This is a genomic window from Paracoccus marinus (assembly GCF_007018965.1).
Lineage (GTDB): Bacteria > Pseudomonadota > Alphaproteobacteria > Rhodobacterales > Rhodobacteraceae > Paracoccus > Paracoccus marinus.
The window spans coordinates 15,085-32,933 of sequence record NZ_VJYZ01000009.1; the positions used below are offsets into that span (position 1 = coordinate 15,085).

Sequence of the window (17,849 nt, forward strand, 5' to 3'; positions counted from 1 at the left end):
GGCGGCCCGCGTCTGTAACTCCTGACCATATTCCACGACCGGCGGACAAAGTGCCATGATCCTTTGTTCAGAACCGACCGTCGCGCAGCCGGTCAGCAAGCTCGTCGCGATTGCGAGGGCGGCGAGCCGCCGCCTCCAGCATCCGGCGTTGGGCATCATTGATCTTCTCCGTGGTCTCATAGCGTTCGGCGAGGCGGCCAGTGCGCTCGCCGGAACGCCGGAGCGCGAGCAGGAACAGAAGCACGCTGAAGCCAACGGCGCCGTAGCGCAGCGCGGCCCGCATCCATGGGCTGGCGGCAATGCCGCCCAGCAGCGCGGCGATCATCGACGCCCCCGCTTCCAGTCGTCGAGCCGCGCGTAGATGGTCACGACGATGCCAACGAGTGCCACGGCGATGAACACCCAGCGCAGCGTTTCGAGATAGGACACAAGCGGCAGGATGGCGGTCTGGGTCTCGGCAAGGACGTCTCGAGCCACCTCGACGCCCGCCGCGCCCAGCGTCGCCACACCGGCCGCTCCGCCACCCTTCATGGTGCGGCTCTGCGCCAGCACTTCGCGCGCCGGCGGGGTTTCGGCAGCGAAGGGAGTCGGCCGGACCGGGAAGCGCTCGCCCCACTGCCGTGCCGGGCCGAGATCGACATGGATGAAGCCCGAGCGCGGGTAGAAACCGAAGCCGAGGAACCCCACCGCCCGCGCTGCCGCCTCGAACGCCACCGGATCGTGGTTCGCCATGGCGATGTCGAAGGCCGCGCCGTCGAGATGTTTCGACCGGGTTGCGCCGCCGACGGCGCGGTTGTGCTCGGAGCTGCGATAGGCCGAGCGGACGATCAGCGGCTTGCCCAGCCGATCGCGCAGCGCCTGCAGCTTGTCGAGCGCGGGTTCGTTGATCAGCAGCTTGCCGGTCCCTCGGCAGGCGATCTCGGCGGGCGAGAAGTTCGGCCAGCGCCAGGCATTCTTCGGCACGTCACGCCAATGGCGGTGGAAGGTCGTGGTCATGGGGTCCTCCAAACGAAAAAACCCGCCTCGAGGGCGGGTCATGATGGGCTGACAGATCGGAACGAGACGACGGCTACGGGCCGTTGCCGAAGATCTTGAGCTTGATGGCGATGCCCGCCAGCAGCGCCAGCACGACGCCGGTGGTGATCATGCGAACTGCAGTCTGCATCGCGGTGCGGCGCACCAGCCGGATACAGTCCACCAGCGAGCGCAGATCGCGGATGTCGAGCGCGGCCTCGTCGCCGTCGAGGCCGACATCGGCAAGCGCACGCTTCGCGCCTTCCTCAGCCGCCCGGGTCAGGATCGCCTCGAACTCGGCGTCCGGCATGCGGACGTAGCCTTCGGATCGGGGTGGGTTCATCGGTTCCTCCTTTCGCCGCTCAGCCAATCTTGCAGCCCCAGAAGGACGTGTGATCGGCGGCAAAGTAGCCATCCGCGACCCGGAAATACCCCTGCAGCTCGACGGTATCGCCTGCCGTCAGCGGGACCATAGTCTGCAGCCAGATGGCGGTGGCGAGCGAGACGTGGGTCGCGGAGCTCTCGCCGAAGGAGCCGCGAATTTCGGTTGTGCCGTTCAGGACGAGCCGCCCGCGCATGCGGGCCGTCGCGCTGGCGTTGATCTTGTAGAGCAGCGTCGCGCCGAAGAGGTAGGTGCCGTCCACGGGGGCGATGAAGTGGTTGTTCCCGGCGTCGAACGCGCCCTGATCGTTGGTGTCGGTGTTGTTGAGGCCGATCTTCGTCCATGTCCCGACGCCGACATAGTTGTCGTAGTTGGTCCAGGCCTTGAACCGTGGCAGCCGGGGCTGGTCGACGATGCCGGTGGCGTTGTCGACACTGAGCCCGTCGAAGAAGGTGCTGCCGTCGGCGGAGACTGCCAGCCGGAAGCGGTCCGAACCGAAGAGGCCGACCAGCGCCTTGGTCACGAAGCCGGTCTGCAGCGTGAGGCCGAGATCGTCGCCCGCGGCCTCCTTGTTCATGGTGTAGAAGAGATCGCCTGTGCCGCCCTCGGCGATGGTCTTCGCGGTCCAGAGCGCAGCGTTGAGCTTGGCCGAGAATGGGTTCGACCCATCCGCTGTCGTGCCGACGCCCAGCATCGCCATATTCTGCAGCGCCGTGGGCGTGGTGCCGATCCAGCCCGCGCCGTCGAAGACGAGCAGCAGCCCCTCGTCCTCAACCCAGGCCCGCCAGCCGGGGCGTGGCAGCAGGCGCAGCCAGGCGCCGTCGGTCCAGAGCGCGACGTTCAGGTCCCAGCCCGCCCAGTCGCCCGTCGCGCCCGAGCCGACGATATAGCGGTCGCCATCGGCGGGCGAACCAGGCGGCGCGGTCAGGTCCCGGTCGAGAACGGATAGCTGGACGAGCCCGTCGAGGATCCGCAGCGCCTCGTTGTGGGTAACATGCTTCTGGGCCTGCGCCGCGAGGATGTAGGGCAGCAGGAGATGGGTCGTGGCATCGGACATGGGATCCTCAGAAGGACAGCGTGATGGTCTTGGGCGCGCCCCGCCCGACGAGGGCGGAGAGCTGGAAGATGCGGATGTCGAGCGTGTCGCCGGGGCCGAGCGGCGCGCCCCAATCGGCGATCTGCTGGGCGGCGAGGTAGACGGCGCTGGTGGTGGCGGTACTCAGCACCCGCTTTACCGTCGCGCCGTCGAGGATCTCGACCTCGTAGGCTTCGAGCTCGTCGGCTAGCGGCACCTCCAGCCCGCCCCAGTTGTCGGCCGCGAGGGCTCGGGACCGGCGTGTCCAGCGGATGATGAGATCGCCGGGCGTGCGAGGCCTGCGCCACGGCTGCTCGACATGTGCGACGGAGAACGGTCGCAGTCCGATGCCCTCGGGCATGAAGGCCTGTGCGACATAGGTCTCGTCGCTGACCGGACGGCTTGCCGGGCCGATGCGCCAGTTCCACGGGATACCGAGATCGGCCTCGGCGATCGGCAGGGACGCCAGCGCGGTGTCCAGCACCACGACCCGCGCCCCCGCAGGCGCCCGATTACCCATCGCGCCCTCGGTGCCGCGCTGACCGCGCAGGAGACGTGTCAGCCGATACCGGCCGGGCGCGAGCAACTCGGCCGCACCCGCCTGCACGATCTCCCAGACGCCGTGCGCGCTCTCTACCGCGAGCGCGTTGGCCCCCCCGAAGAGGGTCAGGTCCGTGACGCTTTCCAGCGTGCCGGTCAGCAGATCGACGACCAGCGCATTGCCGAGGTCGAAGCGCGAGGTGGGGCCCTGATAGAAGTCCGAGACCAGCGCCCCGATCCGGGCGCGGCTGCCGAACGTGGTCAGTAGTTCGAAGCCGTCCGTCGACGGGCTACGGAAGACCGCCATCTCGCCCGGCCACGGTACTGCATGCGCCGCTGCGAAGGGGCGATGCGCGGGCTGGTCCTCTGTCAGCTGCGGCAGGTCCATCAGCACCGCATCCGGTGCGCCGAACACCACGGCGCGCGTCAGCGACGCCGCGCGCGGATCGCCGGGCGGAAGATCGTAGGTCGCGCGGTCCTGGCGGACCGACTCGATGCCGCGCGCCTCGGCGTCGGCGATCGAGACGAGCCGCAGTTCGACCAGCCGCCCGTCATGCGCGAGCCGGATCGCGTCGGCCGGATCAAGCGCGAGGCGCGAGGGCGGCAATCGGAACGCCGCCGTCTCGCGCCCCACCCATGCCTCCATCAGCGCGCGGCGGCAGCGCCGCTCGGCCTCCTCGGGCGGCACCGCCATCGGAAAGCTCTCGGAGGCGATCCGCGTCGTGTCCACGGTGATGCGGCGCGCCTCGACGAGGGCCGCGTCGTAATCCTCGTCGGCGCGTGCGACCTGCCACTTCAGCGCTTGCGGCAGTTCCGTCTCCTGGCCCCGCGTCAGTTCCAAGACGTCGCCCTCGCGGGCGGCGACCAGATCGTCGGGCCCGAGGGTGGCGACGGAGGCCCGGCCGCGCATCAAGAACCGGATCACGCCCTCGGTCTCCACCGCGTCGAAGCCGAAGTGGCGCGACAGCGTGGTGATCGAGGCGCGCGGGCTTTCGAGAGCCGTAATGGCGTAGCCTTCGACCGCGCCCCAGAGCCCGGTGACATCGATCCGGGACTCGGGCAGCCCGGCGCGCAGGCAGAGGTGCCGGACCAGTGCGGCCAGCGACACCGCGCCGAGACGCCCGGTCAGCCAATGCCCAAGCCGCCAGTTCGCGCCGTCCGTCCAGACGTCGGTCAGCGCCGGAAAGAACGGATAGGGCCGCGCGTCCCAGGTCCAGGCGGCGCATTCGGGGACGTGCACCATCCGGCCGCCGTAGACCGAGGACAGCAGGTTGTTCGCGGCCTCGCCCCACCAGAGATATGTCGCCTCGAGATAGGCCCGCTGGATCGCGTCATCGCGCCAGCCCCGCGAGAAATGCGGCGTGAAGCTCTCCGACGACTTCGGATCGAAGAAGACGTTCGGCTGGTTGGTGCCACGGTCGATGGCCGGGCAGCCCAGTTCGGTGAACCAGATCGGCTTTGATTGCGGCGCCCACGCCGTCGGCGTCCCGCTTTCCACCCCGCCCGGGCGGTCGTAGTGTGCGTTCGACCACCAGGCGCGCAGATCCTTGTAGCGGAAGACCCACGGCTTAGCGGCAGCGCCGTCCGTGATGGGGGTCCGGGATTGCGCGGAGCGGTCAGCAGCCGATGCATAGAACCAGTCGAAGCCTTCGCCGCCCGCGATATTCTCCTGCAGGTAGGCGCGGTCGTAGATCGCGGGCCAGCCCTCCGTCGCATCCGCATGCTCGAACCCGTCCCGCCAGTCCGACAGCGGCATGTAGTTGTCGATGCCGACGAAATCGATCTCCGGATCGGCCCAGAGCGGATCGAGGTGGAAGAACACGTCGCCCGAGCCGTCGCCCGGCTGGTGGCCGAAGTATTCCGACCAGTCGGCGGCATAGCCGATCTTCGTCCCGGCCCCGAGAATGGACCGCACATCGGCGAGGAGGTCCCGATAGGCCTGCACCGCAGGATAGGTGCTGGCGCCTGAGCGGATTGTCGTCAGCCCCGGCATCTCGGTGCCGATGAGGAAGGCGTCCACCCCGCCTGCCGCCGCGCAGAGATGGGCGTAGTGCAACACCATGCGCCGCAGGCCCCAGTCACCGGATGGCCCGGTCCAACCCACGCTGTCGCCCGAGACGCTGAAGCTCGCGGGCGTGGCCCCGCCGAACAGCGCCGCGACCTGGCTTGCGGCCGTGGCGGTCTTGTCCACGGTCCCTGCGAAGCTCGCTGCAGGCGAGCAGGTGATCCGGCCGCGCCATGGGAACGCGGGTTGACCGGTCTCGGCGGCGTTGTCGGAATACGGGTTCGGCAGCGTGTTGTTGGGCGGGACATCCATCAGGATGAACGGATAGAAGGTCATCCGCAGCCCGCGCGCCTGCATCTCCTGGATCGCCTGCACGACGGCGAAGTCGGACGGCGTGCCGCCATAGACCGGACGATCCTGATCGTCGCGGCTGACGAGGAAGGCGCCGGCCCGGCTGACGCCGTTCACCGACCAGCTGGCGGGCGTGGTCGACTTCGCGGACACCTCGACGCCCGGCCGCACCTTGCAGGACCCCGCGCGCAGATCGTCGCCGAACCACGCGACGACGAGGCTGACGCTCTCGACCGCCGGGGCCATGGCCTGCAGCCGGTCGAGGGCCTCCACCATGTCGGTGGAGTCGGCCAGAGCGTTCAGGTTCTCGGGCACCGTCGCGCCGCCATCGGTCTTGCGGATCGCCTGCGTCGCATAGCTGAACTCGCCCGAGGCCGGGATCATGGTGACGGCGCGGGTCAGCCCTTCGGCGGTGTCGGCATCCGCGAGCGGGCGGAACACCTCGAACGACAGTTGCGGCAACCGGTTGCCGTAGGTGGACAGCGCCAGTTCCTCGAAAACGACATAGGCGGTGCCGCGATAGGCGGGCGTGTTCGCCGCGCCCATCTTCGCCGCGACGAACGGGTCGGCGGTCTGTGCCTCGTCGCCCGGATACCAGCGCCAGGTGACGCCGGAGAGATCCATCGGCTTGCCGTCGGCCCAGATGCGCCCGATGCCGGCGATTCCCCGCCCTGCCGGGCCTCCTCCGCCTCCATTCTCTCCACCGGAGAGAATGGCCCCTGCGGGACCGGCTTCGGAGCCCTCGCACAGCGCGACTGCGAAGCTCGCATAGTAGAGATACTCGGTCGTCCTGACCTTGCCGCCTCCGCCGCCCTTGCCACCGCCCTGCGTGGTGGTCCTGGTCTCCTCGCGGAAATCGGTGGCCCAGATGATGTTGCCGCCCATCCGCATGCGGCCGTAGACGCGCGGGATCACTGCCCCTTCAGTGGAGGACGTGATCCGAAGGCTGTCGAGCCGCGCGCCTTCGATGCGCTGGGTGGGCGCGAGCGAGGAGATGATCCAGCTGTCGACGACAGAGCCGATGGTGGAGCCGATGAAACCGCCGATGGTGGCGGCGCTCACGCCGAGGATCGCGCCGCCGATCGAACCGCCAATGGCGGCGCCAGCGGCACCGAGAACGAGGGTGGCCATGTCGGGTCTCAGCGTTGCGGGAACAGGAAGGCGAAGGCGATGCGCCGCCGCCATGACGGGGTGAGCGGCTCCTCGATCACGCCGAGCCGTTCATAGGCGTGAAGGAAGGTGTCGGGCCCGGTGAGGATCCCGACATGCTTCGCGATGGCACGCGGCTTCATGCGGAAGAGGACCAGCGTTCCGGGACCGGCCTCCGCCGGGTCCACCTCGATCATCATGCGCCGCGCGCCCTCGGCCAGCACCTCGCGCGGGCCGGTCTCGCCCCAGTCGCGGCTGTAGGGCGGGATCGGGAACGGCTCCGGGCCGACGACCTCGCGCCAGACGCCCCGGGCCAGCCCGAGGCAATCGCAGCCGACGCACCGAAGGCTGGCCTGGTCGTGGTAGGGCGTGCCGAGCCAGGAGCTCGCTGCCCCGATCACCCTATCGGGATCGGCGGGCTTCACAGCACGCCACCCTCATGCCCACCATCTTTCGTGGCGTAGCGCAGGACCGCGTCCTGGCCGGGGATATGCGGGAAGCCCCGGAAGTTGGCGGTGTTGGCGAACTTCGCGCCACAGGTCTCCATCCGTTTGTCGCAGCCTGCCCGGATGATGAAATTGTCGCCTTCGGCGATCGCGCGCACCGGCGCCTCGAGCAGGGTCAGGATCGCCACGCCGTCCGTGACGTCATGGCCCAGCACCTCGGTGCGCCGGCCCGCATTCGCGCCGCTCGTCCATTCCAGCGTGCCGAAGGTGAACCAGCCGGAGGTGAACCCACCGAGGCCCGAGGCGGTGAAGGCCCGGTCGCGCAGGAGATCGATGACGCTACCAGTGCCCTTGAAGGCGGGATCCTCCAGATCGACCTCGCAGCGCGCATCTCCGAGCGCGGCGTCGCAGCTCGCCTGGAAGGTCCGCCCGACCGTCTGGCCCAGCACATGGGCGAGCGATCGGACCTCCGCGACGAAGGCCAGCCGGCCGCGCCGGATCTGGCCGATGGCCCCGCGGCGCATCAGCACGCGCTGGCTGGTGTCGGCCCAGTTCGCCCGCCAGACCTCGACCTCGGCGTTGTCCCAGCGGCCGTCGAGGATGTCGGTCTCGGTGATCCGGTCGGAGGTCAGCACGCCCTCGGCGTCCTGCGCATCGACCGACAGGTCCGAGCCCGAGCGGACCTCGGAGGCCGTCAATCCGCTCTCGGGCTCGAAACCGGTCCCATCGAAGGCGAGCGTCCGGTCGTGGTCGGTGAAGCCGAAGGTGACGGCGTCGGCGCGGCTGATGCGCCAGCACCAGGCGAGCGTCGTCGTGCCGTCGTCGAGATGGGCCTGCAGTGAGGGGTCGAGGGTCTTCATCGGCGCAGTTCCAGCAGCGGAATGGAGGTGATCGAGCCGAGCCGCTCGAGGTCGAGCGTTACATCAAGCGCATCGGTGTCGAAGCGGACCGGCACGTCGAAGGCGAAGCCCGCGGTGATGGCGACGCCCTCGGCTGGCGCAGTGGCGAAGGTCACCACGCCGGTGGTCGTGTCGACGGACCAGCCGCCGAGCTGCTCTGCGCCATCGAGGGCGATCCGGACCGTGCCGGCGACCGGCTTGGTGATCGCACGCACCCATGTCTGACTGCCTGAGGCGTAGCGCTTCACCAGCTGGAACGCAGTGGTGATGCCGTCGCCGGTGCCGATCGCCTGGTCCGTCGGCCCCGGCGTGGCGGACGGCAGGCAGGATTTGTGATCTGCCCAGTCCTTGAAGCGGAAGCCATGAAGCCGCCCGTTGCGGGCTTCGAAGAAGGCGACGACCGCCGCCAGATCGTCAGCACGGCGGATGCCGTAGGCGACATCGTAGCGTCGGCGGGAGTTCGCCCAGCTGGCGTTGCGCTCCTCGTCGCCCGAGGCCAGCTCGACGATTTGGGTGCGCCGCTCCGGTCCGCCGCGCGCACCGCGGCTGATGTCATCCGGAAACCGGACCTCGTGAAACGCCATCAATCCTCTCCGAGATACGTGCCGCGCAGTCCTGTCTGCGGCGTCGGGCTCACATGCCCCTTCGCCCGAGCGAAACTGCGCGGGCGATATCGGCCGCGATCTGTGTGCGGGATTGGCGGAAGCTCTCGGCATCCCGCGCGTTGATCGTGACATTGACCGTAGGCGCGCTTGCGCCGCCGTAACCGGCGGCCTCACGACGGGAGAGCACGCGCTCGCCGCGCTGCAGGATTGCCGGAACCTCGTCGGGCCTGAGGCCTGCCCAACCGCCATTGTGCATGCGCGGCGCCCCGGCGAAGGCCAGCGTCGGGACCATGCGGCCGGGGCCCGGTGCGCCGACCACCCCGCCGGCATGCAGGACGTCGGCAAAAATGCCCTCAGCGCCGCCGAGCGCGCCGGAGAGCGCATTGGCGATCGGTCCGAGGATGAAGCGCCGCGCCGCGAGCTTCGCCAGATCGGCGATCAGCGAGGTGACAAGGTCGCGGAAGCTCAGCTTGCTGGTCTTCACGAACTCGCCGATGGCGTTCTCGGCGCCCTGAAATGCTCCGACCAGCGCAGTGCCGATATCGCCGCCGATGTCGCGCGCCTTGGCGGCGTAATCGGCAAGCGTGGCGCTGACGGCGGCCCAGCCGGTGACGGCCGTTTCCGCCCCCGCAGCCGCTTCCGCCCCGGCCTGGCGCCCGGCGGCGCCGGCGCGACCCGCGGCACCGGTGGCGCCGTCCAACGCATGGCCCAACTCGAGGGCGCCGCCCGCCGCATCATCGAGCGCACCCCCGGCATCATCGTCAACGCCGGTCACCGCATCCTTCAGCGCCTGCCAGCTGGCCATCGGCCGCGACGCGGCATCGGCCAGCATGCCGGCCGCTTCGCGGTAGCCCTCGGCACGTCCGCGCGCGGCCTCGGCCATGGCCCCCAGGCCGGTGTCGGGAGCGGTGACATAGGTCTTGCCCATGGCGGCGTTGAAGGCATCGGCCGCAGCGGTGCCGGCCGCCGTCGCAGCCCCCTCGAAGGGATTCGCGACCCGCCCCAGCGCCACCGGGTCGAGCGTGCCGATCCGCACCCCGCCGTCGCCGACCGCCCAGTCGGGCAGCAGCTCCAACGCGGCATTGAGCCCGCCGATGAAACTGTTGATCCGGGTGACGACGCCGTTCAGCATCGCCTCGACCCCGGAGATCAACCCGTTCGCGGCCTGGAAGGCGAAGTCGCCGATGGCGCCGGGCAGGCTCCCCCAGATCGCCACCGCGCCGTCATAGGCGCCCTGAAACACCGCGATGGTGCGGTCACCGAAACTGACCACCCCGGTCAAGGTGTCGTCGAGCAGGGTGAAGATCGTCGCCTTCAGCCCCTCCCAGGCGGCGCTGATGCTAGCCATCACCGCGTCGAGCCGCAGCCCCATGCGGTTCCATGCCTCCGCCGCCAGATCGGCGACGAGGCGGAAGGCCTCGCCCAGCCCGCCGACCTTCTGCACGACAGTCATCAGCTGGTAGATCAGTTCGCCCGCGAGCACGATCAGGGCGCCGATGCCGGTGCGCACGATGGCGCCGCGCAGCACGGTCAATGCGCCGGAAAGCGTCAGCGTGGCTACACGGGCAGCGAGGAAAGCCGCGACCCAGCGCCCGGCCATGAAGCCGGCGAAGGCGATGCCGATGGCGGCGAGGCGTTCCATGTTGTCGGCGACCGCGATCAGCGCCGTGGCGACCAGCGACGAGGCCCCGAACACCTGATCCCACGTCCCGACCAGCAGCATCGCGGCGTTGCCGATCAGGGTGAAGGCGTCGCCGATGGTGGCGGGCATACCATCGGCTTCCTCGCGCAGCCGCTCGAGATTGCCGATCAGGGCGGTCTGGATCACCGCGCCGGTGATGCGGCCCTCGGCGCCCGCCTGGCGCAACCCGGTGACGGTGGTGCCGAGGTCCGCCGCGAGCAGCTGCGCGACGCGGCCACCCTGCGCGATCACGGTGTTGAGGTTGTCGCCCGAAAGCTGCCCCAAAGCCATGGCGCGGGCCAGCGCGGTCTGCACCGAGACGGCACGCTCGCCCTTGGCGCCCGAGACCACCATGGCGTTGTTCAGCGCCTCGGTGAAATCGAGGCTCTCGCGGGTGGAAAGGCCGAGTTCGCGCAGTGCGGTGGCGTTGGCCAGCCAGGACTCGGTCGTCTGCTCGATCCCGGAATAGGTCCGCCGCGCCATGGCGGCGAGGCGCTCCATCACAGCCGCCCCGCGCTCCTGCGAGCCGGTGGCGAGATCGACACGCGAGCGCAGATCGGTCCAGCTGTCGGCATAGGCCACGATCTGCCGAACCGACAGTGCCCCGGCGACGATCCCTGCCAGGCGGCGCAGCACCGCGCCGGTGACGTCGGCCTGCCGCTCGATGCGCCTGAAGCTCGCCTCGCCGGCATCGCCCACGCCCTGGAACTCGGCCTTCACCTGCCTTCCGCCCTCGGCGACGAGGCGGACGGAGACCTTCTTCTGAGCCATGGATCAGTGTTCCTGACGAAGGGAACGAGGCTTGTGGGCCCGGTTCATCGCTCCGGCCCCGGCGAGGACCGGTCGCCTGACGCCCTCTGTTCGTTGAGCTTGCGGACCATCACGGCCTCGATCTCGGGCAGGCATTCGGCAGCGATCAGCGGATCGACCCCGAGCGCCCGCGCCACGGCGAGCGCCGCCGTCATGTCCCAGCCGAGCACCGTGGCGCCGCCCACCCCGGTCGCGATGCGAAGCTGTCCGGTCAGGCGCTGCGCCAGATCCCAGACCTGCCAGCCTTCGAGGGTTTGCGGCCGGTTCAGGCGCGCCGGGCAGTCCGGGCACGAGGCCCCGCCGCCCTCGCAGGGCTCGCAGGCTTTGCAATAGGCGTCGCCCCCGCCGAAGTGCCAGTCTGCGAGGGCGCGGAGGCGTTTTTTTCCTGCTCCAGCATCAGATGCGGTGCGAGGCAGCGGGTCTGGAAGGCCTCGAAGATGGGCCAGATGTCGAGAAGCGCGTCGATGCCTTCGGGGCTGACGGGGACGGGACTGCCGCTTGCATCACCGACGCCCTCCCAGCCGGTGACCACGCGGCGAGCGACGGCCTTCGCCATCACCAGTGCCTGTTCCTCCCTGCTTGCCTCTTCGGGGAGTGCTTCCACTGCCGGATCGTTGCGGGCGGCGACCATGATCGCGGTGGTGATGGGCAGGACGTGCAGACGCAGGCCATGGCCGAGGTCGAGCCATTTCGGCTCGCTGGAAAGATCGAGACGGATCATGGTCAGTATTCCTCGATGTCGTTGATGAGAGTGACGGTGCACATCCGTCCCAGCGTGGCGTCGCGTGCGGCCTGCCAGTCGAAGCTGGCCTGAATGCCCTGCGGCCCGCCGATCTCGATGCGCGGGCGCGGCAGATAGACGGCGTGGACGGTGAGGGTGAGGCTCTCGCCGGAAATGAGCGTCCAGGAGAACTCCAGCTCGCAGGGCGTGCCGCTGATCGCCTGGCTGACGAGCGTGCTGTCGGCGAAGCGCACCTCGGTGCGACCGGTGAGCGCGGCGATCGAGGGATCGGCGCCGTCGATCATGCCGTCCGCGCGGATGGTCTCGATCCGGTCGAGATTGTTGGCATAGGTGATCTCGGTCGAGATCACGTTGCCGAGCGCGCTGCCGTCGCGTTTGATCGAGCCGTTGAAGTGACCGAAACGGGTCAGATCGATCTCGGCCGGCGTTCCCGCGCCGCTGGTCGTGGCGACCGTCTCGCCTTGCGCTACCAGCCGCGCGGTGGCGGTGAGCAATCCCGAGCGCTGCATCTGCCAGCTGAGCTGGTCCAGCACCACGCCGGAATACATCGCATAGCGCGGCACCTCGGGCATGGCGGTCTCGATCGCCAGGCTGGGCAGCGCCCAGCTGCCGGACTGGAAGGTATGGGTATATGGACCGGGCGAGCTTCCGGTGGTGGTCGGCGCACCGAAGGCCGCCTTCAGCCAGAAGCCGAAGGCCTCGGCGTCGATCGGCACCACGACGTCGCCGTCGGCCGTGACCGCGTCTTTGATCGGCGCCAGCGGATCGCGACCGTAGCCGAGCAATTCCGAGTTCAGCAGCGGCTGCTCCGCCCCGAGCGTCGTGCTGGCGAAGGGCATCCGGGTGAAACCGCTGGCCGGCGGCGTGCCGTAGGTCGTCTCGAACGCGAGCGCCATCCGCGCCCGCGCCCCTTGCGCGCGTGCCATGTTCGTCTCCTGTTGTCGGTTGGGTCAGGCCAGTTGGTCGGCCGTCGAATAGTGCAGCACCACCGGGATGACGGCCGCCTTCAGGCTGGCCGCGCCATCGACCGGCAGATCGACCGCCTGCGGGGCTTCGGCCTCGACCCAGTCGCAGAGGCCGCCGAGTGTGCGGTCGGCTGCGAGCGCCGTGCCGATGCTGGCGCAGAGGGCGTCGAAGGTGGCGTCACGATCGGCGCCTTGTACGACCGCCTCGATCTCGGCCCGGTGCTGGTAGTGGTAGCGCAGGGGCGACAGCGTCACCTCGGGCTCGCCGGGATCACCGTCGCGCAGGATCAGCAGCCCTTCGGCCGGGACGCGCTCGGGCAGCACCTCGCCGCGCAGGGCGGTGGGGGGCAACGCCGAGAGCCGCACATGCAGTGCGGCGAGGATGGTCTCGCGGGCGGTAGGCATTCCAATCCCTCTTACGTTCTGACCCCGCCGAGCCAGCCAAGCTGTTGTACTGTCTCGCAGGATCGCCGATCATCACGACAACACCTTCATCTCTCCGTATTCGCGACCCGCCCGACGGTTCAACCGATGCGAACCGACAGGATTTCTGAATGACGCGCCTCGATCTTGAGCGGCAACAGGTCTGGATCTATCTTGCCGCCATCCTGGCAGGGCTGGGCTTGGGTCTGGTGCTGCCGGGGGCCGCCGCACATCTCGAGGCGGCGCTCTGGCCGCTTCTCGGCATCCTGATTTTCGTGACCTTCACGCAGGTGCCGCTGATCCATCTGCCGGAGGCGTTCCGCGACCGGCGCTTCATGGGGGCGATGCTCGCGGGCAACTTCGTGATCGTTCCGCTGATTGTGGCGGGGCTGCTGTTGTTCCTGCCCCAGGATCCGGCGGTCCGGCTGGGTGTTCTCCTCGTGCTGCTCGTCCCCTGCACGGACTGGTACATCACCTTCACTCATCTGGCGGGGGGCGATGCCGGCCGTGCGATCGCCGCCACGCCGGTGAACCTGATCGTGCAGATGGCATTGCTGCCCGTCTACCTGTGGTTGTTCATGGGCACGGCCTTCCTGGAGATCTTCGCGGTCGGACCCATCGTGACCGTTTTCCTGACGCTGATCGTGGCGCCGCTGGTGGCGGCATGGGCCCTCGAGCGATGGGCCGAGGCCCGATCCGGCCGGGACGCGCTGATCGAGCGTCTTGCCTGGTTCCCGGTACCGCTGCTTGCGCTGGTCGTCTTTCTGATCGCAGCAAGCCAGGTGCAATCGGTGACCGCCTCCCTTCCGGTCTTGCCGCAGGTGACGGGCGTGTTCGTCGGCTTCCTCGTGCTCGCCCTGTTCGCAGGACTTGCGATAACACGGGCGCTAGATCTCCCGGCGCGATCAGGACGCGCGCTGGTGTTCAGCCTTGGCACACGCAATTCCTTCGTCGTGCTGCCGCTGGCGCTGGCCCTGCCGCCGGAGTGGCGGCTGGCCATCGTGGTCATCGTGTTTCAGTCACTCGTCGAACTGTTGGGCGTGCTGGTGTACCTCAAGGCGGTGCCGCGTCTTCTGCCCGAAAGATAAGCAAGCTATGTTGGGAAATCGAGCGGAACCCCTCGCCAGAAGCAATGCAATGACCGATCAACAACCGATTCTCATCAGTACCATCGCGTGTCCGGACTGCGGTTACTCGAAAAGCGAGACCATGCCGACAGAGGCATGCCAGTGGTTCTATGAGTGCGCGGGTTGCGGTAAGCTGCTGAAGCCGAAGCCCGGCGATTGCTGTGTCTATTGCTCTTGGGGCACCGTCCCCTGTCCTCCGATCCAGGCAGGCAAGGGATGCTGCGGCTGATGGACTGACTGATCAACTCTCTCAAACGCGCCCCTCCACCCAGTTCGCCACGATCAGTCCCGGCACCGCATCGCGCGCCTGCTCCGCGTCCCGCGCGAGGTCCAGCCGCTTCTTCAGCCTGACCTGCGGGACAAGCAGGAAGACCGGCACGGTGGTGAGCCCCCGGCCGGTCTTCGAGCGCGACGCCACCGCGCGACCCTTGGTGTTCAGCCGCCCCTCGGCAACCAGCAGGCTCGGGCCCCTGCGCCGATAGACGAAGCGCAGGCGCAATCCGGTGCGGCGCTCCCATTCGCCGGGGGTGATCCGGCCGCCGCGGAGGGACTTGCCGGCCGCGGCCGCGGGGATCGCCAGCCAGAAACCGTCCTTCGAGCGGATCAGCGGCCCCGTGTCGTGAGCGCCGACGATGACCGGGGCCTTCGACCAGACCAGCGCGGCGGCGTTCAGGCTGGCCCGGCCTTTCGGGAACTGCTCGGACCGGATGGTGCGGGCGAGCCGCGCCCCCAGCCCCGCGCCGGTGATCTGGGCGCGCCAGGCGGTCTTCAGCCCTGTGCTGGCCTCGCGCATTGCGGCGGTCACCGCCTTCTCCCCGGCCAGCGTTTCCGCCTCCATGATCCGGGCGATATCGCCGACGATGTCGACGCCGAGTTTCATGCAGGCCTCAGTTCGACCGTCCAGACGAGCCGCTCACGGTCGCGGAGGGGCTCGCCCTGGACGAGGAAAGCCTCGCCGTCGATCTCGATGCGGTCGCCGGGGCGCGGGTTCGCCACTTCGGAAACGCGCAGATCGATCCGCGTGGTTTCCGACCAGAGCCGCGCGTCACCGAACTCGGTGACCGCATCGGCACGCCGGGCGACGGCGCGCACCAGAACGGGCGCGCCGCCGTCGGCGATATAGACAGCATCCCGGCCGATGTTCGGATCCGCGAAGAGCGTGTCGACGGCGGCGGCAAAGGCGGACATCAGGTCCGCCGCGCCGAGCGCAGCACCTGCGGCCGCGTGCAGATCGGCAGCGGATTGCTCTCGATCTCGAGCCTGACCCATTCGTCGCGGTCCCGGTCCGGGATGGTGCGGGCGTAGAGCGGCAGACCCAGCGTGTTCACCGTCTCGAAGGTGTCGGCGGGAGCGTGATAGATCTCGAAGAGCCCCTCGACGCCTTCGGGATAGAAGAAGGCTCTGTCGGTCGGCACGCCGAAGCCCGCGCCACCCCGGTAGCGCCGGAAGGTGATGCCGCCGAAGCTGACCTCGTCGGCCACCCGGCCGCGCAGATCGGCCGCCGCGGCGGTGTTGAGGTAGGTCTCGCGCACCTCCTTGTGCGCCACCAGATCGGCGAAGAAGGCCGAGCCGCATTCCGCCCGCACCTGGATCGCGCCTGCAGCCAGGCCGCCCATCGACGCCTCGACGTCTTCGATCAGCGCCTGGCAGCGCTTCCGGAGCGCACCCGAGGCGGGCGAGGCATTGTCGAGGTCGAAGTCGATCTCGGCGGCGGGCGTGATGCCGAACTCGGTGAAGTAGCTGACCACGGTCGCGCCGTCCTTCGGGTCCTTCACGATGCCCTGAATGCCGTTCAGCAGGTGGTACTCGAAGGTGGCCTCGGCATCCTGGCGCAGGCGGCCGAGCTTGCGCGCGACCTCGCTCTGCACCTGCTGGGCCGCAGTTTCCGAGCCGAAGTCGCGGATGCCCTGGATTTCCGAGGCCCAGAGCACGTCCTGCTTCTTGAACTGGCGGCACACGAAGGCGCGCATCTCGCGCCGCTCGGGCACCTGGCTCTCGTAGGCCGAGCCGCGTTCGGAGAACGGGATCAGCGACAGCGTGCCGTCGCGGCTCTCGATCACGACGGTGCGGGACCGCACCCCCCGCGGCGAGAACAGGCCGGCGCCGGACAGGATCGCGGGCCTGAAGGGGATGTTTTCCAGCGCACGGGTCAGTTCGATGATGGTGAAGGCATCGCCTTCGAAGATGTCCATGGTGGCCATGGGAATGCCTCCTGCGGGGGTCGGGCTCAGCGGACGAGGATGCCTGCGCCCAGAAGGGCAGCGTGGGCGGCGGCGATCTCGGCCTCGCTGGGCGTGCCGGCGAAGACGAGATCGTGGCGGTTGACGATCGCGGGTCCGCGGACCACGGCGACGGCGAGCGTATCGCCGCCCGACGCGTCGGCCTTGCCCCAGAGCACCGCGCCGGCGGTCTCGGTGCCGTCGACGGCCGCGGGATCGTGGGCGGCGTATTTGCCGGAGGCGGTGATCCTGCCCAGCACGGTGCCGGGCTCGAGCGTGCCGGTTGCAACCGTGATGGTCTCGCGGGTGTAGTCGCGGAACGCCTCCCAGACGAGGAAGCCGCCCGCGTGCGTGGTCTCGGTGAGCGTGGTCATGGGTCATCCTTTCAGCCTGAAGGTGCGGGCGACGATCTCGCCCCAGGGGCGGGTTCCCGTTGGGCGCCCCGGTTGCGCGTGATGGCCGGCAATCTCGGGCTCAGCCTCGGCTTTCGCTGCGAGCAGTGCGGCGCGGACGTGATCGAGGTCCGCATCGCTTTCCAGAAAACGCCCGGCCATCTGCGGCTGTCCGGCCAGCCGGCAGAGATCGACGACGGCGCGGGCGTGCGTGATGGCCTCGGCGCGGATCGCCGCGGGATCGGGCGGTGCGCCGCCGGACGGTGGCGTCTCGGCCGGCGGGTGTTGGGCGTTCGTCCCGGCGATCTCGTCTTCGCCGGCGCCAGAAGCCTCATCGCTCTCCGCGGCCGCGCCTGTGGCCTCGTCGGCATCGGCGCCGGCGCCGTCGTTGTCGTCACCGTCGTCGCCGCCGCTGTCGGTTGCAGCCGCGACCGCTTCCGCCAGCGCCGGCGGCGCGTTGCGGAAGCGCGCGAAATCGAAGCGCGCAGCGATCCGCACCGGTTCGGCAAGCCGGTCGGCAAAGCCGAGCGCCAGCGCCTCGCGCGCATCCAGCCAGGTCTCGGCGGCCATCAGCGCCGCAATCTCGTCGATCGAGCGGCCGGATTTGGCGGCATAGCCGGCAGCGAGGCTGCCACCCACCTTGTCCAGCGCCTCGGCCATGGCCCGCATGTCGGCGGCCGTGCCCATCACGAGGCCGGCGGGGTCGTGGATCATCAGGAAGGCATTTTCCGGCATGACGATCTCATCGCCCGCCATCGCCACATAGGAGGCGGCCGAGGCGGCGATGCCGTCGATCCAGACGGTGACCGTGGCGGCGTGCCGCTTCAGCGCGTTGAAGATTGCCACCGCGTCGAAGACCGAGCCGCCCGGGCTGTTCAGCCGCAGATCGATCGGCGTGCCCTCGGGCAACGCGCCAAGCTCGGCGAGGAAGCCCTTGGCCGAGACCCCGTAGGCCCCAATCTCGTCATAGATCGCCACTTCCGCGCCGGTGGCCCGGGCGCGGATCGCATACCAGCTGGCCATG

20 protein-coding genes are annotated in these 17,849 nt (G+C 69.3%); 2 read left to right on the plus strand and 18 right to left on the minus strand.

Translation table 11 applies throughout. The features are described from left to right. Positions 1–67: 67 nt before the first annotated feature. The 13 genes from FNF32_RS05545 to FNF32_RS05605 all read right to left on the minus strand — a co-directional run bounded on the left by FNF32_RS05545 (position 68) and on the right by FNF32_RS05605 (position 13,069). Entirely contained in the window at positions 68–325 is a 258-nt protein-coding gene (locus FNF32_RS05545; RefSeq protein ID WP_036700215.1) for a hypothetical protein, read from the minus strand. Then, on the minus strand, positions 322–996 hold the full coding sequence (locus tag FNF32_RS05550; protein ID WP_036700213.1) for a YcbK family protein: 675 nt from the start codon (positions 994–996) through the stop codon (positions 322–324). The genes FNF32_RS05545 and FNF32_RS05550 overlap by 4 nt, the downstream gene beginning before the upstream one ends. Before the next feature lie 73 nt (positions 997–1,069). Then, positions 1,070–1,357: a DUF6127 family protein gene (locus tag FNF32_RS05555; RefSeq protein ID WP_036708073.1), complete on the minus strand. Its 288-nt coding sequence runs from the start codon at positions 1,355–1,357 to the stop codon at positions 1,070–1,072. 19 nt (positions 1,358–1,376) lie between these two features. Further along, a complete protein-coding gene (locus FNF32_RS05560; protein ID WP_143796520.1) occupies positions 1,377–2,453 on the minus strand; it encodes a DUF2793 domain-containing protein in 1,077 nt (358 codons plus the stop codon). A gap of 7 nt (positions 2,454–2,460) precedes the next feature. After that, complete coding sequence (locus FNF32_RS05565; protein WP_143796521.1) at positions 2,461–6,498, minus strand: baseplate multidomain protein megatron; 4,038 nt, start codon at positions 6,496–6,498, stop codon at positions 2,461–2,463. A gap of 8 nt (positions 6,499–6,506) precedes the next feature. Continuing rightward, a complete protein-coding gene (locus FNF32_RS05570) occupies positions 6,507–6,941 on the minus strand; it encodes an NlpC/P60 family protein (protein ID WP_131675061.1) in 435 nt (144 codons plus the stop codon). Next, positions 6,938–7,822: a DUF2163 domain-containing protein gene (locus FNF32_RS05575; protein WP_036706579.1), complete on the minus strand. Its 885-nt coding sequence runs from the start codon at positions 7,820–7,822 to the stop codon at positions 6,938–6,940. The genes FNF32_RS05570 and FNF32_RS05575 overlap by 4 nt, the downstream gene beginning before the upstream one ends. After that, on the minus strand, positions 7,819–8,445 hold the full coding sequence (locus tag FNF32_RS05580; protein ID WP_036706580.1) for a DUF2460 domain-containing protein: 627 nt from the start codon (positions 8,443–8,445) through the stop codon (positions 7,819–7,821). The genes FNF32_RS05575 and FNF32_RS05580 overlap by 4 nt, the downstream gene beginning before the upstream one ends. Positions 8,446–8,494: 49 nt before the next feature. Further along, on the minus strand, positions 8,495–10,918 hold the full coding sequence (locus FNF32_RS05585; RefSeq protein WP_131675062.1) for a tape measure protein: 2,424 nt from the start codon (positions 10,916–10,918) through the stop codon (positions 8,495–8,497). A 44-nt stretch (positions 10,919–10,962) separates the two neighbouring features. Continuing rightward, complete coding sequence (locus FNF32_RS05590) at positions 10,963–11,142, minus strand: DUF7697 family protein (protein WP_052172117.1); 180 nt, start codon at positions 11,140–11,142, stop codon at positions 10,963–10,965. A gap of 80 nt (positions 11,143–11,222) precedes the next feature. Next, a complete protein-coding gene (locus FNF32_RS05595; RefSeq protein WP_036705417.1) occupies positions 11,223–11,678 on the minus strand; it encodes a hypothetical protein in 456 nt (151 codons plus the stop codon). A 2-nt stretch (positions 11,679–11,680) separates the two neighbouring features. After that, positions 11,681–12,625: a phage tail tube protein gene (locus FNF32_RS05600; protein WP_043130250.1), complete on the minus strand. Its 945-nt coding sequence runs from the start codon at positions 12,623–12,625 to the stop codon at positions 11,681–11,683. Between the two features lie 24 nt (positions 12,626–12,649). Beyond that, on the minus strand, positions 12,650–13,069 hold the full coding sequence (locus tag FNF32_RS05605; protein WP_043130248.1) for a hypothetical protein: 420 nt from the start codon (positions 13,067–13,069) through the stop codon (positions 12,650–12,652). 149 nt (positions 13,070–13,218) lie between these two features. On the opposite strand from FNF32_RS05605, the gene FNF32_RS05610 reads away from it, so the two are divergent. Continuing rightward, a complete protein-coding gene (locus FNF32_RS05610; protein ID WP_043130246.1) occupies positions 13,219–14,175 on the plus strand; it encodes an arsenic resistance protein in 957 nt (318 codons plus the stop codon). Positions 14,176–14,224: 49 nt separating this feature from the next. Further along, positions 14,225–14,443 carry a GDCCVxC domain-containing (seleno)protein gene (locus FNF32_RS15555; RefSeq protein ID WP_081969311.1) on the plus strand — a complete coding sequence of 73 codons (219 nt, stop codon included), beginning with the start codon at positions 14,225–14,227 and terminating at the stop codon, positions 14,441–14,443. A 21-nt stretch (positions 14,444–14,464) separates the two neighbouring features. Here the strand turns inward: FNF32_RS15555 and FNF32_RS05620 are convergent, their stop codons facing one another. From FNF32_RS05620 to FNF32_RS05640, 5 genes are read right to left on the minus strand one after another with little or no spacing between them, the layout of a single operon-like run. Beyond that, positions 14,465–15,094, minus strand: a complete 630-nt coding sequence (locus tag FNF32_RS05620) for a DUF6441 family protein (RefSeq protein WP_043130244.1) — start codon at positions 15,092–15,094, stop codon at positions 14,465–14,467. Next, positions 15,091–15,402 (minus strand): head-tail joining protein, encoded by a 312-nt coding sequence (locus FNF32_RS05625; protein ID WP_043130242.1) that lies wholly within the window; start codon positions 15,400–15,402, stop codon positions 15,091–15,093. The genes FNF32_RS05620 and FNF32_RS05625 overlap by 4 nt, the downstream gene beginning before the upstream one ends. After that, positions 15,402–16,415: a major capsid protein gene (locus FNF32_RS05630; protein WP_043130239.1), complete on the minus strand. Its 1,014-nt coding sequence runs from the start codon at positions 16,413–16,415 to the stop codon at positions 15,402–15,404. The genes FNF32_RS05625 and FNF32_RS05630 overlap by 1 nt, the downstream gene beginning before the upstream one ends. Positions 16,416–16,441: 26 nt before the next feature. Next, entirely contained in the window at positions 16,442–16,807 is a 366-nt protein-coding gene (locus FNF32_RS05635; protein ID WP_043130236.1) for a head decoration protein, read from the minus strand. A 3-nt stretch (positions 16,808–16,810) separates the two neighbouring features. Further along, positions 16,811–17,848, minus strand: a complete 1,038-nt coding sequence (locus FNF32_RS05640; RefSeq protein WP_052512789.1) for a head maturation protease, ClpP-related — start codon at positions 17,846–17,848, stop codon at positions 16,811–16,813. Position 17,849 lies beyond the last annotated feature (1 nt).

Coding starts and splice junctions, on each gene's coding strand:
- FNF32_RS05545 (WP_036700215.1), bottom strand. CDS start 325: ATGATCGCCGCGCTGCTGGGCGGCATTGCCGCCAGCCCATGGATGCGG.
- FNF32_RS05550 (WP_036700213.1), bottom strand. CDS start 996: ATGACCACGACCTTCCACCGCCATTGGCGTGACGTGCCGAAGAATGCC.
- FNF32_RS05555 (WP_036708073.1), bottom strand. CDS start 1,357: ATGAACCCACCCCGATCCGAAGGCTACGTCCGCATGCCGGACGCCGAG.
- FNF32_RS05560 (WP_143796520.1), bottom strand. CDS start 2,453: ATGTCCGATGCCACGACCCATCTCCTGCTGCCCTACATCCTCGCGGCG.
- FNF32_RS05565 (WP_143796521.1), bottom strand. CDS start 6,498: ATGGCCACCCTCGTTCTCGGTGCCGCTGGCGCCGCCATTGGCGGTTCG.
- FNF32_RS05575 (WP_036706579.1), bottom strand. CDS start 7,822: ATGAAGACCCTCGACCCCTCACTGCAGGCCCATCTCGACGACGGCACG.
- FNF32_RS05580 (WP_036706580.1), bottom strand. CDS start 8,445: ATGGCGTTTCACGAGGTCCGGTTTCCGGATGACATCAGCCGCGGTGCG.
- FNF32_RS05585 (WP_131675062.1), bottom strand. CDS start 10,918: ATGGCTCAGAAGAAGGTCTCCGTCCGCCTCGTCGCCGAGGGCGGAAGG.
- FNF32_RS05595 (WP_036705417.1), bottom strand. CDS start 11,678: ATGATCCGTCTCGATCTTTCCAGCGAGCCGAAATGGCTCGACCTCGGC.
- FNF32_RS05600 (WP_043130250.1), bottom strand. CDS start 12,625: ATGGCACGCGCGCAAGGGGCGCGGGCGCGGATGGCGCTCGCGTTCGAG.
- FNF32_RS05605 (WP_043130248.1), bottom strand. CDS start 13,069: ATGCCTACCGCCCGCGAGACCATCCTCGCCGCACTGCATGTGCGGCTC.
- FNF32_RS05610 (WP_043130246.1), top strand. CDS start 13,219: ATGACGCGCCTCGATCTTGAGCGGCAACAGGTCTGGATCTATCTTGCC.
- FNF32_RS15555 (WP_081969311.1), top strand. CDS start 14,225: ATGACCGATCAACAACCGATTCTCATCAGTACCATCGCGTGTCCGGAC.
- FNF32_RS05620 (WP_043130244.1), bottom strand. CDS start 15,094: ATGAAACTCGGCGTCGACATCGTCGGCGATATCGCCCGGATCATGGAG.
- FNF32_RS05625 (WP_043130242.1), bottom strand. CDS start 15,402: ATGTCCGCCTTTGCCGCCGCCGTCGACACGCTCTTCGCGGATCCGAAC.
- FNF32_RS05630 (WP_043130239.1), bottom strand. CDS start 16,415: ATGGCCACCATGGACATCTTCGAAGGCGATGCCTTCACCATCATCGAA.
- FNF32_RS05635 (WP_043130236.1), bottom strand. CDS start 16,807: ATGACCACGCTCACCGAGACCACGCACGCGGGCGGCTTCCTCGTCTGG.
- FNF32_RS05640 (WP_052512789.1), bottom strand. CDS start 17,848: ATGGCCAGCTGGTATGCGATCCGCGCCCGGGCCACCGGCGCGGAAGTG.